21 protein-coding genes and 1 other annotated feature are annotated in these 21064 nt (G+C 42.4%); all 21 genes read left to right on the top strand.

Features of this window, described 5'->3' with window-relative positions; translation table 11 throughout:
* Positions 1-87 precede the first annotated feature (87 nt).
* Positions 88-513 carry a 50S ribosomal protein L11 gene (gene rplK / locus M1D84_RS18415; protein ID WP_003216956.1) on the top strand — a complete coding sequence of 142 codons (426 nt, stop codon included), beginning with the start codon at positions 88-90 and terminating at the stop codon, positions 511-513.
* A gap of 99 nt (positions 514-612) precedes the next feature.
* The gene (gene rplA / locus M1D84_RS18410) at positions 613-1311 is read left to right on the top strand and encodes a 50S ribosomal protein L1 (RefSeq protein WP_017359164.1); all 699 of its coding nucleotides are present in this window, start codon (positions 613-615) and stop codon (positions 1309-1311) included.
* A gap of 49 nt (positions 1312-1360) precedes the next feature.
* Positions 1361-1501 (top strand) — a sequence feature (ribosomal protein L10 leader region).
* A gap of 69 nt (positions 1502-1570) precedes the next feature.
* Positions 1571-2071 carry a 50S ribosomal protein L10 gene (rplJ, locus tag M1D84_RS18405; RefSeq protein WP_024425590.1) on the top strand — a complete coding sequence of 167 codons (501 nt, stop codon included), beginning with the start codon at positions 1571-1573 and terminating at the stop codon, positions 2069-2071.
* Between the two features lie 48 nt (positions 2072-2119).
* A complete protein-coding gene (gene rplL / locus M1D84_RS18400) occupies positions 2120-2485 on the top strand; it encodes a 50S ribosomal protein L7/L12 (RefSeq protein ID WP_008345418.1) in 366 nt (121 codons plus the stop codon).
* 96 nt (positions 2486-2581) lie between these two features.
* A complete protein-coding gene (locus M1D84_RS18395; RefSeq protein WP_024425591.1) occupies positions 2582-3187 on the top strand; it encodes a class I SAM-dependent methyltransferase in 606 nt (201 codons plus the stop codon).
* Between the two features lie 255 nt (positions 3188-3442).
* Positions 3443-7024, top strand: a complete 3582-nt coding sequence (gene rpoB, locus M1D84_RS18390; RefSeq protein WP_024425866.1) for a DNA-directed RNA polymerase subunit beta — start codon at positions 3443-3445, stop codon at positions 7022-7024.
* A gap of 61 nt (positions 7025-7085) precedes the next feature.
* Complete coding sequence (gene rpoC, locus M1D84_RS18385) at positions 7086-10685, top strand: DNA-directed RNA polymerase subunit beta' (protein ID WP_213405164.1); 3600 nt, start codon at positions 7086-7088, stop codon at positions 10683-10685.
* Positions 10686-10829: 144 nt separating this feature from the next.
* Positions 10830-11078 (top strand): 50S ribosomal protein L7ae-like protein, encoded by a 249-nt coding sequence (locus M1D84_RS18380; protein ID WP_024425593.1) that lies wholly within the window; start codon positions 10830-10832, stop codon positions 11076-11078.
* Between the two features lie 113 nt (positions 11079-11191).
* Entirely contained in the window at positions 11192-11611 is a 420-nt protein-coding gene (rpsL, locus tag M1D84_RS18375) for a 30S ribosomal protein S12 (protein ID WP_008356518.1), read from the top strand.
* Positions 11612-11732: 121 nt separating this feature from the next.
* The gene (rpsG, locus tag M1D84_RS18370) at positions 11733-12203 is read left to right on the top strand and encodes a 30S ribosomal protein S7 (RefSeq protein WP_008356520.1); all 471 of its coding nucleotides are present in this window, start codon (positions 11733-11735) and stop codon (positions 12201-12203) included.
* Positions 12204-12257: 54 nt separating this feature from the next.
* Complete coding sequence (gene fusA / locus M1D84_RS18365) at positions 12258-14336, top strand: elongation factor G (protein ID WP_024425594.1); 2079 nt, start codon at positions 12258-12260, stop codon at positions 14334-14336.
* A 118-nt stretch (positions 14337-14454) separates the two neighbouring features.
* Entirely contained in the window at positions 14455-15645 is a 1191-nt protein-coding gene (gene tuf / locus M1D84_RS18360) for an elongation factor Tu (RefSeq protein WP_034283892.1), read from the top strand.
* 109 nt (positions 15646-15754) lie between these two features.
* Positions 15755-16714: an alpha/beta fold hydrolase gene (locus tag M1D84_RS18355; RefSeq protein ID WP_122632212.1), complete on the top strand. Its 960-nt coding sequence runs from the start codon at positions 15755-15757 to the stop codon at positions 16712-16714.
* Positions 16715-16932: 218 nt separating this feature from the next.
* Positions 16933-17241 carry a 30S ribosomal protein S10 gene (gene rpsJ / locus M1D84_RS18350; RefSeq protein ID WP_003156464.1) on the top strand — a complete coding sequence of 103 codons (309 nt, stop codon included), beginning with the start codon at positions 16933-16935 and terminating at the stop codon, positions 17239-17241.
* 37 nt (positions 17242-17278) lie between these two features.
* Positions 17279-17908 (top strand): 50S ribosomal protein L3, encoded by a 630-nt coding sequence (rplC, locus tag M1D84_RS18345; RefSeq protein ID WP_024425597.1) that lies wholly within the window; start codon positions 17279-17281, stop codon positions 17906-17908.
* A gap of 27 nt (positions 17909-17935) precedes the next feature.
* Positions 17936-18559: a 50S ribosomal protein L4 gene (gene rplD, locus M1D84_RS18340; protein WP_024425598.1), complete on the top strand. Its 624-nt coding sequence runs from the start codon at positions 17936-17938 to the stop codon at positions 18557-18559.
* Positions 18559-18846, top strand: a complete 288-nt coding sequence (gene rplW, locus M1D84_RS18335; protein ID WP_003217016.1) for a 50S ribosomal protein L23 — start codon at positions 18559-18561, stop codon at positions 18844-18846. The genes rplD and rplW overlap by 1 nt, the downstream gene beginning before the upstream one ends.
* A 28-nt stretch (positions 18847-18874) precedes the next feature.
* On the top strand, positions 18875-19708 hold the full coding sequence (rplB, locus tag M1D84_RS18330) for a 50S ribosomal protein L2 (RefSeq protein WP_024425599.1): 834 nt from the start codon (positions 18875-18877) through the stop codon (positions 19706-19708).
* Positions 19709-19765: 57 nt separating this feature from the next.
* Entirely contained in the window at positions 19766-20044 is a 279-nt protein-coding gene (gene rpsS / locus M1D84_RS18325) for a 30S ribosomal protein S19 (RefSeq protein WP_003216920.1), read from the top strand.
* A 17-nt stretch (positions 20045-20061) separates the two neighbouring features.
* Complete coding sequence (rplV, locus tag M1D84_RS18320) at positions 20062-20403, top strand: 50S ribosomal protein L22 (protein WP_007496316.1); 342 nt, start codon at positions 20062-20064, stop codon at positions 20401-20403.
* A gap of 3 nt (positions 20404-20406) precedes the next feature.
* Positions 20407-21063, top strand: a complete 657-nt coding sequence (gene rpsC, locus M1D84_RS18315; RefSeq protein WP_003217241.1) for a 30S ribosomal protein S3 — start codon at positions 20407-20409, stop codon at positions 21061-21063.
* Position 21064 lies beyond the last annotated feature (1 nt).

Below are 21064 nucleotides of genomic sequence, written 5' to 3'. Positions count from 1 at the left end.
TTTCGTCATTCATATAAAGAATGAAGTTGTTGAGTGGGAGGGGGATTCCCCTATTACCACATCACGGACTTTAAGGAGGTGTGTCTCGTGGCTAAAAAAGTAGTTAAAGTTGTTAAATTGCAAATTCCTGCTGGAAAAGCTAACCCAGCTCCACCAGTTGGACCTGCACTAGGTCAAGCCGGTGTTAATATCATGGGATTCTGTAAGGAGTTTAACGCTCGTACAGCTGACCAAGCTGGTCTTATCATTCCTGTTGAAATTTCGGTTTTTGAAGACCGTTCATTTACATTTATTACTAAAACTCCACCTGCTGCAGTTTTACTTAAAAAAGCAGCTGGTATTGAGTCTGGTTCTGGTGAACCTAACCGTAATAAAGTGGCAACTGTTAAGCGTGATAAAGTACGCGAAATCGCGGAAACAAAAATGCCTGACTTAAACGCTGCTAGCGTTGAATCAGCTATGCGCATGGTTGAAGGTACTGCACGCAGTATGGGTATTGTCATCGAAGATTAATTTTTTGTCTTGTTGGGTTGCGAGTTTGGTTTTGACAAGTTCGCAACCCTTATTCGTGGGAGGTTATTCCGCTAAAACCACATAAGGAGGATTTTTATAATGGCTAAAAAAGGTAAAAAGTATGTAGAAGCTGCTAAGCTGATCGATCGTACAAAAGCGTATGATGTAGCTGAAGCTGTTTCTCTTACAAAAAAAGCAAATACAGCTAAATTTGATGCGACTGTAGAAGTTGCTTTTCGTTTGGGCGTAGACCCTCGTAAAAACGATCAACAAATCCGCGGTGCAGTTGTACTTCCTAACGGAACTGGTAAAACTCAACGCGTTCTTGTGTTCGCTAAAGGCGAAAAAGCAAAAGAAGCAGAAGCTGCTGGAGCAGACTACGTTGGAGATTCTGATTACATCACTAAAATCCAACAAGGCTGGTTCGAATTCGATGTAATCGTTGCGACACCTGACATGATGGGTGAAGTGGGTAAGATCGGTCGTGTACTTGGACCAAAAGGTCTTATGCCAAACCCTAAAACAGGAACTGTAACGTTCGAAGTTGAAAAAGCAATCAATGAAATCAAAGCTGGTAAAGTAGAATACCGCGTTGATAAAGCTGGTAACATCCACGCGCCAATCGGAAAGGTTTCTTTCGAGGACGAAAAGCTTGTTGAGAACTTTGCAACAATCTATGACACAATCCTTAAAGCAAAACCTGCAGCGGCTAAAGGTGTATACGTGAAAAACGTTTCTGTTACATCTACTATGGGCCCTGGCGTGAAAGTGGATCCATCTTCTTTCTCTGCAAAATAATTCTTGACTTATGACAACCATTTTGATAATATCAAAATGTTGTAAAATAGAATAATGTCCATTTATACCGTAGACAGCAGGGGCCTTATGGCTTAATTAACCCGCCGAGGTGTATATGTCACAGTCTTACGTTAACGTATGCTTGTATATACAGCCTCCATGTCTTAATGGAGGCTTTTTATATGGAGAACCGTTCGTTAGGAACGTGATGGCCTGATCGGTATAAGTGTTACACAAAGAATGTACAGGAGGTGTAACCATGAGCAATGCAATCGATACTAAAAAAGTTGTCGTTGATGAAATTACTTCTAAATTTAAAGATAGTATGTCTACTGTCATTGTAGATTACCGCGGTCTTTCAGTTTCTGAAGTGACTGAACTTCGTAAACAGCTTCGTGAAGCTGGCGTAGAATTCAAAGTTTACAAAAACACTTTGACTCGCCGTGCAGTTGAACAAGTTGAACTAACGGGTTTAAACGATTTCTTAACAGGTCCAAACGCTATCGCATTCAGTAACGAAGATGTTATCGCACCTGCGAAAATCATCAACGAATTTGCGAAAAGCCACGAAGCTTTAGAAATCAAGGCTGGTGTCATCGAAGGAAACGTAGCGACTGTAGAAGAAGTGAAGGCTCTTGCGGAACTTCCGTCTCGCGAAGGCTTACTTTCTATGTTGCTTAGCGTTCTTCAAGCTCCAGTTCGTAATCTTGCTCTTGCTACTAAAGCAGTTGCAGATCAAAAAGAAGAACAAGGCGCTTAATGCGTACTTTACGTTTACGTAAAAAAACTTAAAATGGAGGAATTACAAATGGCTTTAAATATCGAAGAAATCATTGCTTCAGTTAAAGAAGCAACTGTACTTGAGTTAAACGACTTAGTAAAAGCAATCGAAGAAGAATTTGGCGTAACTGCTGCTGCTCCTGTAGCTGTAGCTGCTGGTGGCGGTGCTGCTGCTGAAGAAAAAACTGATTTTGATCTAGTACTTGCTGGTGCTGGAGACCAAAAAATCAAAGTTATCAAAGTGGTTCGTGAAATCACTGGTCTTGGCTTGAAAGAAGCTAAAGAACTTGTTGACAACACTCCAAAACCACTTAAAGAAGGTATTGCTAAAGAAGAAGCTGAAGAACTTAAAGCTAAGCTTGAAGAAGTTGGCGCTTCTGTAGAAGTTAAGTAATCTTCGCCTAATCTTTTGGGAAAGCTCGCTTTTACTGGCGGGCTTTTTCTTTTCTAATCTCCTGAAACGATTGAATCCAGAGGAGGTCCATTCACCATGAGTGACCACTATTATACGGAAAAGCCATCAGTGAAAAGCAATAAACAGACATGGGACTTCACCTTGAGAAACCGTACCTTTACTTTTACAAGTGACAGTGGAGTGTTTTCTAAGAAAGAAGTCGACTTTGGTTCAAGGCTTTTAATTGAAGCTTTCGAAGAACCTGACTTGGATGGCGATGTCTTAGATGTCGGTTGCGGTTATGGACCGATCGGCTTATCGTTAGCAAACGAAATGACTAGCCGTACCATTCATATGATTGATGTGAACGAAAGAGCAGTCGAACTTTCAAAGGAAAACGCTAAACATAATCGCATTGATAATGTTCGCATATATCAAAGTGATTTGTTCTCGAATGTTCATTCCTCAGCTGCTTTTGCCTCTATACTGACCAATCCCCCAATACGGGCAGGGAAGAAAGTTGTACATGCGATCTTTGAAAAAAGTGCTGATCATTTATTGCCGGAAGGTGAGTTGTGGGTGGTTATTCAGAAAAAGCAAGGTGGACCATCTGCGATTGAAAAATTAGAGCAGCTCTTTGGAGAAGTCGAGGTTGTGCTGAAAAAAAAGGGCTACTATATCATCAAAGCTAAAAAAGTTTGACGCAGTTTCCTAGCTGTGTTAACATTATAAAATGCCAATGTGTATATTTTGCTTGATAGGCTTAAAAAACAACTATTTTGTATAAATTATGCATACTTGGGAAAACTAATAAAATCGGTATTTGTTTTTGGATGTGGTTTTCTTATTTTAGAAACCCTTTTTTCTTTTGTCTTGTAAAAGTATTTCTTTACTGACATTTGAAAGACAGAAATACTTTTTACACATATAATACGCATGATTTGAGGGGTGAATCAGTTGACAGGTCAACTAGTTCAGTATGGACGACACCGCCAGCGCAGAAGCTACGCACGCATAAGCGAAGTGTTAGAATTACCAAATCTCATTGAAATTCAAACCTCTTCTTATCAGTGGTTTCTTGATGAGGGTCTTAGAGAGATGTTTCAAGATATATCCCCAATTGAGGATTTTACTGGTAACCTTTCTCTTGAATTCATTGATTACAGCCTAGGGGATCCTAAGTATCCTGTAGCAGAATCAAAAGAACGTGATGTAACTTACTCTGCTCCACTAAGAGTAAAAGTTCGTTTAATTAACAAAGAAACAGGAGAAGTAAAAGACCAAGATGTGTTCATGGGAGATTTCCCAATCATGACAGACACAGGTACTTTTATCATTAATGGTGCGGAACGTGTAATCGTTTCTCAGTTAGTGCGTTCTCCAAGTGTATATTTCAGTGGTAAAGTAGACAAAAACGGTAAAAAAGGTTTTACTGCGACTGTCATTCCAAACCGTGGCGCATGGTTAGAATACGAAACTGATGCGAAGGATGTAGTCTATGTACGCATCGATCGCACACGTAAGTTGCCGGTTACGGTTCTTTTGCGTGCTCTCGGCTTCAGCTCTGATCAAGAGATTCTTGACCTCATTGGCGAGAATGAATACTTACGCAACACACTGGAAAAAGACAATACAGAGAATGCGGATAAAGCACTTCTCGAAATCTACGAGCGCCTCCGTCCTGGAGAACCGCCAACTGTTGAAAATGCGAAAAGCTTGCTAGACTCTCGCTTCTTCGATCCGAAGAGATATGACCTAGCAAATGTTGGACGCTACAAGATTAATAAGAAGCTTCATATTAAAAATAGACTGTTCAATCAAAAATTGGCTGAAACGCTAGTTGATCCTGAAACAGGTGAAATTCTAGCAGAAAAAGGTCAAATTTTAGACAGAAGAGTTCTTGATAAAGTTCTTCCATACTTAGAAAACGGCATCGGATTTAGAAAGCTTTATCCTAATGGTGGCGTAGTAGAAGATGAAGTAGAACTTCAATCTATTAAGATTTATGCACCGACTGATCAAGAAGGCGAGCAAGTGATCAACGTGATTGGTAATGCATATGTAGAGGAAGCTGTGAAAAACATCACGCCTTCTGACATCATTGCGTCAATCAGTTACTTCTTCAACCTTCTTCATGGTGTAGGTGACACAGATGATATCGACCACCTTGGTAACCGTCGTCTGCGTTCTGTAGGTGAACTTCTGCAAAACCAATTCCGTATTGGTCTAAGCAGAATGGAGCGTGTTGTCCGTGAAAGAATGTCAATTCAAGACACAAACACGATCACACCTCAGCAGCTGATCAACATTCGTCCTGTGATCGCTTCTATCAAAGAGTTCTTTGGTAGTTCTCAGCTTTCTCAGTTCATGGATCAAACAAACCCGCTTGCTGAATTGACGCACAAACGTCGTCTGTCAGCGCTTGGACCGGGTGGTTTGACACGTGAGCGTGCAGGAATGGAAGTTCGTGACGTTCACTACTCTCACTATGGACGTATGTGTCCGATTGAAACACCAGAGGGTCCAAACATTGGTTTGATCAACTCTCTATCTTCATTTGCAAAAGTGAATCGCTTCGGATTTATCGAAACACCTTACCGCCGGGTTGATCCTGAAACTGGTAAAGTGACACCGAGAATCGATTACTTAACTGCTGATGAAGAGGATAACTACGTAGTAGCACAAGCGAACGCTCAGTTAGCTGATGATGGTTCGTTTATCGATGATAATATCATTGCTCGTTTCAGAGGGGAAAACACCGTTGTTCCTCGAAACCGCGTTGACTACATGGACGTTTCGCCAAAGCAGGTTGTTTCTGCAGCGACAGCATGTATCCCATTCTTAGAAAACGATGACTCTAACCGTGCTCTAATGGGAGCGAACATGCAGCGTCAGGCTGTGCCTTTGATGCAGCCAGAATCACCGATTGTTGGTACAGGTATGGAGTACGTATCAGGTAAAGACTCTGGTGCTGCTGTCATCTGCCGCTACCCAGGTGTTGTAGAACGTGTAGAAGCAAAAAATATTTGGGTTCGCCGTTATGAAGACGTTGACGGACAACAAGTCAAAGGAAACCTAGACAAATACAGCCTGCTGAAATTTGTCCGCTCTAACCAAGGGACTTGCTACAACCAGCGTCCTATCGTAAGTGTTGGAGATGAAGTCGTTAAAGGGGAAATCCTTGCAGACGGTCCTTCTATGGAAAAAGGTGAATTGGCTCTAGGACGTAACGTCATGGTCGGCTTCATGACTTGGGACGGTTACAACTACGAGGATGCGATCATCATGAGTGAGCGCCTTGTAAAAGATGACGTCTACACGTCTATTCATATTGAAGAATATGAATCAGAAGCTCGTGATACAAAGCTTGGACCAGAAGAAATCACTCGTGATATTCCAAACGTTGGGGAAGATGCTTTACGCAACCTTGACGAGCGCGGAATCATCCGTATTGGTGCAGAAGTAAAAGACGGAGACCTTCTTGTAGGGAAAGTAACGCCTAAAGGTGTAACTGAACTAACAGCTGAAGAACGTCTATTACATGCAATCTTCGGTGAAAAGGCTCGTGAAGTTCGTGATACGTCACTACGTGTTCCACACGGCGGCGGCGGAATTATCCACGATGTAAAAGTCTTTAACCGTGAAGATGGAGATGAATTACCTCCAGGTGTAAACCAGTTAGTCCGCGTATACATCGTTCAGAAGCGTAAGATTTCTGAAGGTGACAAAATGGCCGGACGACATGGTAACAAAGGGGTTATCTCTAAAATCCTTCCAGAAGAAGATATGCCGTATCTTCCAGACGGAACACCGATCGATATCATGTTAAACCCTCTAGGGGTACCATCTCGTATGAACATCGGTCAGGTACTTGAGCTTCATATGGGTATGGCTGCACGTTACCTTGGTATCCACATTGCGTCACCAGTATTTGATGGTGCGCGCGAGGAAGATGTTTGGGAAACGCTTGAAGAAGCAGGTATGTCCCGTGATGCGAAAACAGTCCTTTATGACGGTCGAACTGGTGAACCATTCGACAACCGTGTATCTGTCGGAATCATGTACATGATCAAACTGGCTCACATGGTTGACGATAAACTTCACGCTCGTTCAACTGGACCATACTCACTTGTTACGCAGCAGCCACTTGGCGGTAAAGCACAGTTTGGTGGTCAGCGTTTCGGAGAGATGGAAGTATGGGCACTTGAAGCTTACGGTGCAGCATATACACTTCAAGAGATCTTAACAGTTAAATCGGATGACGTTGTGGGTCGTGTGAAAACATACGAAGCCATCGTCAAAGGGGATAACGTACCTGAACCAGGTGTCCCTGAATCATTCAAAGTGTTAATCAAAGAACTTCAAAGTTTAGGTATGGATGTGAAAATCCTTTCTGGCGATGAAGAAGAGATAGAAATGAGAGATTTAGAAGACGATGAGGAAACGAAGAAAGCAGACGGATTAGCGTTATCTAATGACGAAGATGCTGCAGACCTCGCACCTGTCGATCTTGAACGTGACGCAGTCACAAAAGAATAGCAGAAACGATTAGAGCAAGTGACTAGGGTATAACCCGAAGATTAAAAGGGAGGTAGGCCCCTTGCTAGATGTGAACAATTTTGAGTATATGAACATCGGTCTCGCATCACCTGATAAAATCCGTTCTTGGTCTTTTGGTGAAGTGAAAAAGCCTGAAACGATTAACTATCGTACACTGAAACCTGAAAAAGATGGTCTCTTTTGTGAACGTATCTTCGGACCGCAAAAAGACTGGGAATGTCATTGTGGGAAGTATAAACGCGTTCGGTATAAGGGTGTTGTATGTGACCGTTGTGGTGTAGAAGTAACACGGGCAAAAGTCCGTCGTGAGAGAATGGGGCATATCGAACTGGCTGCCCCAGTTTCCCACATTTGGTATTTCAAAGGTATCCCAAGCCGTATGGGTCTTGTTCTTGATATGTCACCACGTGCGTTAGAAGAAGTGATCTACTTCGCTTCTTACGTCGTGACAGATCCGGGCAATACACCGCTTGAGAAGAAACAACTTCTTTCTGAGAAAGAATTCCGTGCTTATTTAGATAAATACGGTAATACATTCCAAGCAGCTATGGGTGCAGAAGCAATCAACAAACTTCTTCAAGATATCGATCTTGTAAAAGAAGTAGATACACTGAAAGAAGAGCTGAAAACTGCTCAAGGACAGCGCCGTACACGTGCGATCAAACGCCTTGAAGTGTTAGAAGCCTTCCGTAACTCAGGAAACAAACCATCTTGGATGATTCTTGATGTACTTCCGGTTATTCCGCCAGAATTACGTCCAATGGTTCAGCTTGATGGTGGACGTTTTGCTACTTCTGACTTGAACGACCTTTATCGTCGTGTCATCAACCGTAACAATCGTCTGAAGCGTTTATTAGATCTTGGCGCGCCAAGCATCATCGTTCAGAACGAGAAGCGTATGCTTCAAGAAGCTGTCGATGCCTTGATTGATAATGGACGTAGAGGCCGACCAGTAACAGGACCAGGAAATCGACCATTGAAATCTCTTTCTCACATGCTGAAAGGGAAACAAGGACGTTTCCGTCAAAACTTGCTTGGTAAACGTGTTGACTATTCTGGACGTTCCGTTATCGTCGTAGGACCACATTTGAAAATGTATCAGTGTGGACTTCCGAAAGAAATGGCTCTTGAATTATTCAAACCATTCGTGATGAAGGAGCTTGTTGAAAAAGGATTAGCTCACAACATCAAGAGTGCGAAGCGTAAAATTGAGCGCGTGCAGCCGGAAGTATGGGATGTTTTAGAATCAGTTATTCGTGAGCATCCAGTCTTACTAAACCGTGCACCGACTCTTCACAGACTTGGTATTCAAGCGTTTGAACCTACACTTGTGGAAGGACGCGCAATTCGTCTGCATCCACTTGTATGTACAGCCTACAACGCTGACTTTGACGGTGACCAAATGGCGGTTCACGTACCATTGTCTGCTGAAGCTCAAGCTGAAGCTCGTATCTTAATGCTTGCGGCTCAAAACATTTTGAACCCGAAAGATGGAAAACCAGTTGTTACGCCATCTCAGGATATGGTGCTTGGTAACTACTACCTTACACTTGAGCGCAAAGGTGCTATCGGAGAAGGTATGGTCTTCAAAGATACTGACGAAGCCCTTCTAGCTTATCAAAATGGTTATGTGCATCTTCATACACGTGTAGCTGTTGCAGCTAGCTCGTTGAAGAATGTGACATTCACTGATGAACAGCGTTCTAAATTGTTGATTACAACAGTTGGAAAACTGATCTTTAACGAAATCTTACCGGAATCATTCCCATACATGAATGAGCCGACAAAGAGCAATATTGAAGAAAAAACGCCTGATCGTTTCTTCCTTGAAAAAGGTGAGGATGTAAAAGCTGCGATCGAGAAACAAGAAATCAATGCGCCGTTCAAAAAAGGTATTTTAGGTAAAATCATTGCAGAAATCTTTAAGAGATTCCATATCACTGAGACATCTAAAATGCTTGACCGCATGAAAAATCTTGGTTTCAGATACTCTACTAAAGCCGGTATTACGGTTGGTGTGTCTGATATCGTCGTATTAGATGATAAGCAGCAAATTCTTGAAGAAGCACAAGCAAAAGTAGATAACGTCATGAAGCAATTCAGACGTGGTTTGATTACTGAAGAAGAGCGTTATGAGAGAGTTATTTCAATCTGGAGTTCTTCTAAAGATGTGATCCAAGGTAAACTGATGAAGTCCCTTGATGAAGTCAACCCAATCTACATGATGAGTGACTCTGGAGCGCGTGGTAACGCATCTAACTTCACTCAGCTGGCTGGTATGCGTGGTCTGATGGCCAACCCGGCTGGACGTATCATCGAACTTCCGATTAAATCTAGTTTCCGTGAAGGTTTAACCGTATTGGAATACTTTATTTCCACTCACGGTGCGCGTAAAGGTCTTGCCGATACAGCCCTTAAAACAGCTGACTCAGGTTACCTCACGCGTCGTCTCGTTGACGTTGCACAGGATGTCATCATCCGTGAAACAGATTGCGGTACAGACCGTGGAATCTTGGCGAAGTCTATTAAAGAAGGAAATGAAATTATTGAGAAACTTGAAGAACGTCTGATCGGACGTTTTGCAAGAAAACCAATTGTTCATCCTGAAACAGGCGAAGTCATTGTAGCCGAAAACGAACTAATTGATGAAGATAAAGCACTTGAAGTAGTTGAAGCAGGAATTGAGGAAGTATGGATCCGTTCTGCATTTACATGTAACACGCCTCATGGTGTATGTAAACGATGCTACGGCCGTAACCTTGCAACTGGTACTGACGTTGAAGTCGGTGAAGCAGTTGGAATCATCGCTGCACAATCAATCGGTGAGCCAGGAACACAGCTTACAATGCGTACGTTCCACACCGGTGGGGTAGCAGGAGACGATATCACTCAAGGTCTACCTCGTATCCAAGAGCTATTTGAAGCGCGTAATCCGAAAGGGCAAGCGACAATTTCTGAAATTGATGGTGTCGTTGCTGAAATTAACGATGTTCGTGACAAGCAGCAGGAAATTGTGGTTCAAGGCGAAGTTGAAACTCGCTCATACACAGCTCCTTACAATGCGCGTCTGAAAGTTGTTGAAGGTGACACAGTTACTCGTGGTCAAGTACTGACAGAAGGTTCGATCGATCCGAAAGAACTTCTTAAAGTGACTGACATGACAGCTGTTCAAGAATATCTGCTTCATGAAGTACAAAAAGTATACCGTATGCAAGGGGTAGAAATCGGAGATAAGCACGTAGAGGTAATGGTTCGCCAAATGCTTCGTAAAGTGCGTGTCGCTGATGCAGGGGATACAGACGTATTACCAGGCACACTTCTTGATGTACATCAATTCACTGAAGCGAACAAAAAAGTACTATTCGAAGGCAAACGTCCTGCAACAGGCCGTCCAGTTCTTCTTGGTATTACAAAAGCTTCGCTTGAAACAGACTCATTCTTGTCTGCGGCGTCCTTCCAAGAAACGACTCGTGTCCTAACAGATGCGGCGATCAAAGGAAAACGTGATGAACTGCTTGGCTTGAAAGAGAATGTGATCATTGGTAAACTTGTTCCTGCTGGAACGGGAATGCCAAACTACCGTAAAGTTAAGCCGGTTTCGCAAGTGCAGCCGTCTGAAGATATGGTTCCTGTAGAGTAATCTTTCTCGTGAGATTCCTATAAAATCATCAAAAATGGTGAAGGATGTCAAGATAATCTGTCATACGATATTGACATCCTTCTGCCATGATGATAATATAACCAAGGTGCTCAAAATAAAACCTGTTACTTTGGAGGATATTCGATGTCTTATGATAAAGTATCACAGGCTCAATCCATTATTATCGGTACGAAGCAAACAGTAAAAGCTCTGAAACGAGATTCAGTAAAGGAAGTCGTCGTAGCGAAAGATGCTGATCCTGCTTTAACTGCTAGTGTATTGAAACTAGCACAAGAGAAGGGTGTAGACATTTTAGTGGTAGATTCCATGAAAAAGCTCGGCAAGGCCTGCGGAATTGAAGTTGGGGCAGCAGCTGTTGCCATTATGTTATAACGTACTTGTTTTGTTTTTGCATGCTTAAAATGCAAAAGCATTGTTTTTTGCCTTTTGATGAACCACCTGGGTATGTGGGTTATAAAAAAAGTAATGAAGGGAGGAATAACAACATGCCTACAATTAATCAGCTAGTACGCAAAGGACGCGTGAGTAAAGTTGAAAACTCAAAGTCTCCTGCACTTAACAAAGGATACAACAGTTTCAAAAAAGAGCACACTAACGTAACATCTCCACAGAAGCGCGGGGTTTGTACTCGTGTCGGTACAATGACACCGAAAAAACCAAACTCAGCACTACGTAAATATGCTCGTGTACGTTTGTCTAACCTGATTGAAGTAACAGCTTACATTCCTGGTATCGGACATAACCTACAAGAGCACAGTGTAGTACTTATCCGTGGCGGACGTGTAAAAGACTTACCGGGTGTACGTTACCACATCGTTCGTGGTGCGCTTGATACTGCCGGAGTTGACGGTCGTATGCAAGGACGTTCTAAATACGGAACAAAACGCCCTAAACAAAGCAAATAATACAAACAAACATAAGGGTTTTTAGAAGTTGATATCAGATCAGTGGAGTCAGGTAACTGACAATGATATTGAGATGAGAGACAGATAGAAATCCTTTTAAAAGAGAAGGGAGGCTATTCAGATGCCACGTAAAGGTCCTGTAGCAAAAAGAGACGTATTGCCAGATCCAATTTACAATTCTAAACTTGTATCTCGTTTGATCAACAAAATGATGATCGACGGTAAAAGAGGAAAAGCACAAACAATTCTCTACAAGTCATTTGATATCATCAAAGAACGTACTGGTAATGAAGCGATGGAGGTTTTCGAACAAGCCTTGAAAAACATCATGCCAGTTCTTGAAGTTAAAGCACGTCGTGTAGGTGGAGCTAACTACCAAGTTCCTGTAGAAGTTCGCCCAGACCGTCGTACTACTTTAGGTCTTCGCTGGTTAGTAAACTACGCTCGTCTTCGTGGAGAAAAAACGATGGAAGAGCGTCTTGCTAACGAAATCCTTGACGCAGCTAACAACACTGGTGCTGCTGTTAAGAAACGTGAAGATACACACAAAATGGCAGAAGCGAACAAAGCATTCGCTCACTACCGCTGGTAGGATTTATACCAAACTAAAAAAACTATTCCCTAATGAGGAAGGAGAAATTACCCAATGGCAAGAGAGTTCTCCTTAGACAAAACTCGTAATATTGGTATCATGGCTCACATCGATGCCGGTAAAACGACAACGACTGAGCGTATCTTATACTACACTGGTCGTATCCATAAAATTGGTGAAACTCACGAAGGAGCTTCACAAATGGACTGGATGGAGCAGGAGCAAGAACGTGGTATTACAATCACTTCTGCTGCTACTACAGCACAATGGAAAGGTTACCGTGTAAACATCATCGATACACCAGGACACGTAGACTTCACTGTTGAAGTTGAACGTTCTTTACGTGTACTTGATGGTGCGGTTGCTGTTCTTGATGCACAATCAGGTGTAGAGCCACAAACTGAAACAGTTTGGCGCCAAGCAACAACTTACGGAGTTCCTCGTATCGTATTCGTTAACAAAATGGATAAAACCGGTGCGGACTTCCTTTACTCTGTAAGCACATTAAGAGATCGTCTTCAAGCGAACGCTCATGCAATTCAATTGCCGATCGGCGCTGAAGATCAATTCGAAGGAATCATCGACCTTGTAGAAAACGTAGCATACTTCTACGAAGATGACCTTGGAACTCGCTCTGATGCTAAAGAAATCCCTGCTGAGTATAAAGACAAAGCTGAAGAGCTTCGCAGCAGCCTAATTGAAGCTGTCGCTGAGCTTGATGAAGAGCTTATGGAAAAATACCTTGAGGGTGAAGAAATCACAATTCCTGAATTGAAAGCTGCAATCCGTAAAGGAACATTGAATGTTGAATTCTACCCAGTTCTTGTTGGATCTGCTTTCAAAAACAAAGGTGTTCAGCTTGTACTTGACGCTGTGCTTGACTACCTTCCTGCACCAACTGATGTTGCTGCAATCAAAGGTATCCTGCCAGATTCAAATGAAGAGGTTGTTCGTGAGTCTACTGATGACGCACCATTCGCAGCTCTTGCATTTAAAGTTATGACTGACCCTTATGTTGGGAAACTAACTTTCTTCCGCGTATACTCTGGAACACTTGATTCTGGTTCATACGTGAAGAACTCTTCTAAGAACAAGCGTGAACGTGTTGGACGTATCCTTCAAATGCACGCAAACAGCCGTGAAGAAATCTCTACTGTATATGCAGGGGATATCGCAGCAGCTGTAGGTCTTAAAGATACTTCTACTGGTGACACTCTTTGTGACGAGAAAAATCTTGTTATCCTTGAGTCTATGGAATTCCCAGAGCCAGTAATCGATGTAGCTATCGAGCCTAAATCTAAGGCTGACCAAGATAAAATGAGTATCGCTTTAGCTAAACTAGCTGAAGAGGATCCAACATTCCGTACACAAACAAACCCTGAAACTGGTCAAACGATCATCTCTGGTATGGGTGAGCTTCACCTTGATATCATTGTTGACCGTATGAAGCGTGAGTTCAAGGTTGAAGCTAACGTAGGTGCTCCTCAGGTTGCGTACCGTGAAACATTCCGTTCTGGTGCAAAAGTTGAAGGTAAATTCGTACGTCAGTCTGGTGGACGCGGTCAGTTCGGACACGTTTGGATCGAGTTCGAACCAAACGAAGAAGGCGCAGGCTTCGAATTTGAAAATGCAATCGTCGGTGGGGTTGTTCCACGTGAATACATCCCAGCAATTCAAGCAGGTCTTGAAGATTCACTTGAAAATGGTGTATTAGCTGGATTCCCATTAATCGACATCAAAGCAAAATTATTTGATGGATCTTACCACGATGTTGACTCGAACGAAATGGCGTTCAAAATTGCTGCATCTATGGCATTGAAAAATGCTGTCAGCAAATGTAACCCAGTTCTACTTGAGCCAATGATGAAAGTGGAAGTCGTTATCCCTGAAGAATACATGGGAGACATCATGGGTGATATCACATCTCGTCGTGGACGTGTAGAAGGTATGGAAGCTCGCGGTAACGCTCAAGTTGTTCGCGCTATGGTTCCACTTTCTGAAATGTTCGGATATGCTACTGCACTCCGTTCTAACACACAAGGACGCGGTACTTTCACTATGCACATGGATCACTACGAAGAAGTGCCTAAGAGCATCAGTGAAGAAATCATCAAAAAAAATAAAGGTGAATAATTGATTTTGCCTTTAAACTAAAGTATAACTACTATTGAAGATCAGAAAGTGAGAGGTAACTCTTCACTTTCTATCACTCTATACCAAATACAATGAACCTTTAAGGAGGATTTTTAGAATGGCTAAAGAAAAATTCGACCGTTCCAAATCGCATGCTAACATTGGTACAATTGGACACGTTGACCATGGTAAAACAACTCTAACTGCTGCTATCTCAACAGTTCTTCATAAGAAATCTGGTAAAGGTACAGCTATGGCTTATGACCAAATCGATGGTGCTCCAGAAGAGCGCGAGCGTGGAATCACAATCTCAACTGCACACGTTGAGTATGAAACTGAAACTCGTCACTATGCACACGTAGACTGCCCAGGACACGCTGACTATGTTAAAAACATGATCACTGGTGCTGCTCAAATGGACGGCGCGATCTTAGTAGTATCTGCTGCTGATGGTCCAATGCCACAAACACGTGAGCACATCCTACTTTCTCGTAACGTAGGTGTACCATACATCGTAGTATTCCTTAACAAATGTGACATGGTTGACGATGAAGAGTTACTTGAACTTGTTGAAATGGAAGTTCGTGACCTTCTTTCTGACTATGACTTCCCTGGTGACGATGTACCAGTTATCAAAGGTTCTGCTCTTAAAGCTCTTGAAGGAGATGCTGATTACGAAGCAAAAATCTTTGAACTTATGGATGCGGTTGATGAGTACATCCCAACTCCAGAGCGTGACACTGAGAAGCCATTCATGATGCCAGTTGAGGACGTATTCTCAATCACTGGTCGTGGAACAGTTGCTACTGGTCGTGTTGAGCGTGGACAAGTTAAAGTCGGTGACGAAGTTGAAATCATCGGTCTTCAAGAAGAAAACGGTAAAACAACTGTTACAGGTGTTGAAATGTTCCGTAAACTTCTTGACTATGCTGAAGCTGGTGACAACATCGGTGCACTACTTCGTGGTGTATCTCGTGAAGATATCCAACGTGGTCAAGTACTTGCTAAACCAGGTACAATCACTCCACACAGCCGTTTCAAAGCTGAAGTTTATGTACTTTCTAAAGAAGAGGGTGGACGTCATACTCCATTCTTCGCTAACTACCGTCCGCAGTTCTACTTCCGTACAACTGACGTAACTGGTATCGTACATCTTCCAGAAGGTACTGAAATGGTAATGCCTGGCGATAACACTGAGATGGAAGTTGAACTTATCTCTACTATCGCTATCGAAGAAGGAACTCGTTTCTCTATCCGTGAGGGTGGACGTACTGTAGGTTCTGGTGTCGTTTCAACTATCATTAAGTAATAAACATACAAAAGAGACTCCTTGCAAAAGGGTCTCTTTTTTTGCTTTTCCAGATCAGAACGGCTACTATAAGCTATAGAATCTAAATGGAACCGAGAGGATCGCTGGAATGGCAAAGACATATTTGAAAAAATGGTCGATCGGTGGAATTGACCAATGGATTAGCATGAAAGAAGATCAGACGAGTGAAACGAAGCCTGTACTTTTATTTTTACACGGTGGGCCCGGCTCAGCTCAAATCAGTTATATTGATTCCTTTCTCGAGGAACTTGACCAAGACTTTACAGTTGTCCATTGGGATCAGCGTGGCGCAGGACTTTCCTATCAAGAGAATCTTCCCGATGCATCGATGACCATTCAGCAATTTATTGAAGACACGATTGAATTGACAGAGAAGATCCTATCTTATCTAGGTCATTCAAAATTGTATATCGCAGGATACTCGTGGGGATCATTAATTGCCATACAAGCAGTACATAAGCGTCCGGATCTTTATCATGCTTATTATGGGATTAGTCAGGTAGTAGATGTGTTAAAGGAAGATATCGTATCATACGAGCTCCTTTTGAAGAAATACCATCGCAATCGGCTGTTTGCTGGGTGTCTGCGATTACTGACGCCTCCCCCATGGAAACGGACATCAGCTCATGCCTTATTTTCTCTATATAAAGAGTTTGCGAGCGTAGGTCTCACACATAGATGGAAGCCGGTTTTTCAAATACTAAAAGGGTTTCTTTTTAGTAAGCAATATCAGCTGAAAGATAAATGGAAGTTCATAAAAGGGCAGAAGTTTAGTCAAGACAAATTATGGGATCAGCTCATGAATGAGAGTATTCAATACCGAGTTTCTACTATATTAATACCGTGCTACTTTCTCATTGGCGATCACGACATGATTACACCAGCTGCTGTATCAAAACCATATGTTGATCAATTAAAAGCACCAATCAAAGAATGGTTTACCTTTAAAGACTCTGCACATTCTCCGCATATTGAAGAGCCAGATGAATTTATACGTATTATAAGAAAGACTGCTATACATCATCTTCAGGGAAAGCTTGATTTATAGGCTGAATCCCTGTATAATATGAAAAGTGTGCAAATCATAAATTTATCCGATTTATTATTGCAACACGCAGGCCAATTTGGTACAATAGTGCATGTTGGTCTTTGACTGCGATGAAGTGAGAGGTTGCTGACACACCCGGCCGCTTTGCCATGGCGAGGTGATCAGGTTTTTCTCACGGAGAACTGTCTAACGTAAGTAGGCGAAAAGGAGGGAAAATAATGGCAAAACAAAAAATTCGTATTCGTTTAAAAGCATATGATCATAGAATTCTTGATCAATCTGCTGAGAAGATTGTTGAAACGGCTAAGCGTTCTGGTGCTAGTGTATCTGGTCCAATTCCGCTTCCAACTGAAAAATCAGTTTACACAATCCTTCGTGCGGTGCATAAGTACAAAGATTCTCGTGAGCAATTCGAGATGCGTACTCACAAACGTCTAATCGACATCGTGAATCCAACTCCGCAAACAGTTGATGCACTTATGCGTTTAGATTTACCATCTGGTGTAGATATCGAAATCAAACTTTAATTCAAATAGAAAACACATATTATAGGAGGTGTGACTAATGACCAAAGGAATCTTAGGTAGAAAAATTGGTATGACGCAAGTATTCGCAGAAAACGGTGATCTTATCCCTGTAACTGTTGTTGAGGCTGCTGCTAACGTTGTTCTTCAAAAGAAGACTGTTGACACGGATGGCTATGAAGCAATCCAAATCGGTTTTGATGACAAACGTGAAAAGCTTTCTAACAAACCAGAGAAAGGCCACGTTGCTAAAGCGGAAACTGCTCCTAAGCGCTTCGTAAAAGAATTACGCGGTGCGGAGTTAGATGCGTATGAAGTTGGTCAGGAAGTCAAAGTTGATATTTTCGCAAATGGAGATATCGTAGATGTAACAGGAACATCAAAAGGTAAAGGATTCCAAGGGGCTATCAAACGCCATGGACAATCACGCGGACCAATGACTCACGGTTCACGTTACCACCGTCGTCCTGGTTCAATGGGACCTGTTGATCCAAACCGTGTATTCAAAGGTAAACTTCTTCCAGGTCGTATGGGCGGAGAGCAAATCACTGTCCAAAACCTTGAGATCGTTAAAGTTGATGCAGAACGCAATCTTCTATTGATCAAAGGAAACGTACCAGGAGCTAAAAAATCTCTAGTAACTGTAAAGAGTGCAGTTAAATCTAAATAACTCTCTTAGGAAAGGAGGAAACAAGTCATGCCAAAAGTAGCATTATATAACCAAAACGGTTCTACTAACGGTGAAATCGAATTAAACGCTTCTGTGTTTGGAATCGAGCCAAACGAAAGCGTAGTATTCGATGCTATTCTTATGCAAAGAGCTTCCTTACGTCAAGGAACTCACAAAGTAAAAACTCGTTCTGAAGTACGTGGCGGAGGTCGTAAGCCTTGGAGACAGAAGGGTACAGGTCGTGCTCGTCAAGGTTCTATCCGTTCACCACAATGGCGCGGAGGCGGTATCGTATTCGGTCCAACACCACGCAGTTATTCTTATAAATTACCTAAAAAAGTTCGCCGCTTGGCTATCAAGTCAGTATTGTCTTCTAAAGTAATCGACAACAACATCATCGTTCTTGAAGATCTGACTCTTGATGCAGTGAAAACGAAAGAATTCGCAGGCATCCTTAAAGGATTATCTGTTGAGAAGAAAGCGTTGATCGTCACTGCGGATGCAAACGAAACAGTTGCTTTATCTGCTCGTAACATCCCTGGAGTAACAGTTGTTGAAGCTAACGGTATCAACGTTCTTGACGTTGTCAACCACGACAAACTTCTGATCACTAAAGCAGCGGTTGAAAAAGTAGAGGAGGGACTTGCATAATGAAAGATCCTCGTGATGTTCTAAAGCGCCCTATCATTACTGAACGTTCTGCTGATCTAATGACAGAGAAGAAGTACACGTTCGAAGTTGATGTCAGAGCTAACAAAACAGAAGTGAAAGACGCTGTTGAAGAAATCTTTGGAGTGAAAGTTGAGAAAGTCAACGTTCAAAACTACAAAGGAAAATCAAAACGCGTTGGACGCTACACTGGTATGACTAGCCGTCGCAGAAAAGCGATCGTGAAATTAACTGCTGACAGCAAAGAAATCGAAATTTTTGAAGCGTAAATCTTAAAAAGAAGGAGGGAAATTCAAAATGGCGATTAAAAAGTATAAACCAACCAGTAATGGTCGTCGTGGCATGACTACTTCAGATTTTGCTGAAATCACGACTGACAAACCAGAAAAATCGTTGCTTGCACCGCTACACAAAAAAGGCGGACGTAACAACCAAGGTAGATTAACTGTTCGTCATCAAGGTGGCGGTCACAAACGTCAATACCGTATCATCGACTTTAAGCGTGATAAAGACGGTATACCTGGACGCGTTGCTACAATCGAGTATGATCCAAACCGTTCAGCTAACATCGCTCTTGTAAACTATGCAGATGGTGAGAAACGTTACATTCTTGCTCCGAAAGGAATCCAAGTTGGTACTGAAGTTACTTCTGGACCAGAAGCTGACATCAAACCAGGTAATGCTCTTCCACTTATCAACATCCCAGTTGGTACAGTTGTGCATAACATTGAATTAAAACCAGGTAAAGGTGGACAATTAGTTCGTTCTGCTGGTACTTCTGCTCAAGTTCTAGGTAAAGAAGGTAAATACGTTCTTGTACGTTTGAACTCAGGAGAAGTTCGCATGATTCTTTCTGCTTGCCGTGCGACTATCGGTCAAGTTGGAAACGAGCAACACGAATTAATCAACATCGGTAAAGCTGGACGTTCTCGCTGGAAAGGCGTACGCCCAACAGTTCGTGGTTCTGTAATGAACCCTAACGATCACCCACACGGTGGTGGTGAAGGACGCGCTCCAATCGGACGTAAATCACCAATGTCTCCATGGGGTAAACCGACTCTTGGATTCAAGACTCGTAAGAAAACCAACAAGTCTGATAAATTCATTGTACGTCGTCGTAAAAACAAGTAACGGGGTTGTCTACGGTTCATTTAGGACCGTAGTTCAATCACGAAGGGAGGTTCCACAATGGCTCGCAGCTTAAAAAAAGGACCATTTGTTGATGATCATTTGATGGCTAAAGTCGAGAAATTGAATGAAACTGACAAAAAGCAAGTCGTAAAAACTTGGTCTCGTCGTTCTACAATTTTCCCACAATTCATCGGTCACACAATCGCTGTCTATGACGGACGCAAACATGTACCTGTTTTCATTTCTGAAGATATGGTAGGTCACAAATTGGGCGAATTCGCACCAAGCCGTACTTACAAAGGTCATGCTAGTGACGATAAAAAAACAAGACGCTAATGAGAGGAGGCTTTTAAATGCAAGCTAAAGCTGTCGCAAGAACAGTCCGTATTGCTCCTCGTAAAGCACGTCTAGTAATGGACCTGATCCGAGGTAAGCAAGTAGGAGAAGCAGTTTCTATCTTAAACCTTACACCTAAGGCTGCTTCACCAATTATTGAAAAAGTATTAAAATCTGCTATCGCAAACGCTGAGCACAACTACGAGTTGGACGCTAACAGCCTAGTGATTACTCAAGCATTCGTTGACGAAGGTCCAACACTTAAGAGATTCCGTCCACGTGCTATGGGTCGTGCGAGCGCAATTAACAAACGTACTAGCCACATTACAATCGTTGTATCAGAAAAGAAGGAGGGATAATCCGTGGGTCAAAAGGTAAATCCAGTAGGTCTTCGTATTGGCGTCATTCGTGATTGGGAATCTAAATGGTTCGCAGGAAAAGATTACGCTGACTTCTTACATGAAGACTTGAAAATCCGTGAATTCATCAGCAAGCGTTTGTCTGACGCGTCTGTTTCTAAAGTAGAAATCGAACGTGCTGCAAACCGCGTAAATATCACAATCCACACGGCTAAACCAGGTATGGTAATTGGTAAAGGCGGATCTGAAGTTGAAGCACTTCGTAAAGCTCTTAACAGCCTAACTGGCAAACGTGTACACATCAACATTCTTGAAATCAAGAGAGCAGATCTTGATGCTCAGCTAGTTGCTGAAAACATCGCTCGTCAACTTGAAAACCGTATTTCATTCCGTCGTGCACAAAAACAAACAATCCAACGCACAATGCGTGCTGGAGCACAAGGAATCAAAACAATGGTTTCTGGTCGTCTTGGCGGTGCAGATATTGCTCGTTCTGAATATTACAGTGAAGGTACTGTTCCATTGCACACACTTCGTGCTGACATCGACTATGCTACTGCTGAAGCTGACACTACTTATGGTAAGCTTGGCGTAAAAGTATGGATCTATCGTGGAGAAGTCCTTCCAACTAAGAAGAATACTGCGGAAGGAGGAAAATAAT

It is taken from the genome of Bacillus sp. PK5-006, from assembly GCF_054161415.1.
Note: the sequence above shows the minus strand (reverse complement) of the source record. Positions and strands in the feature narration are given on the sequence as shown.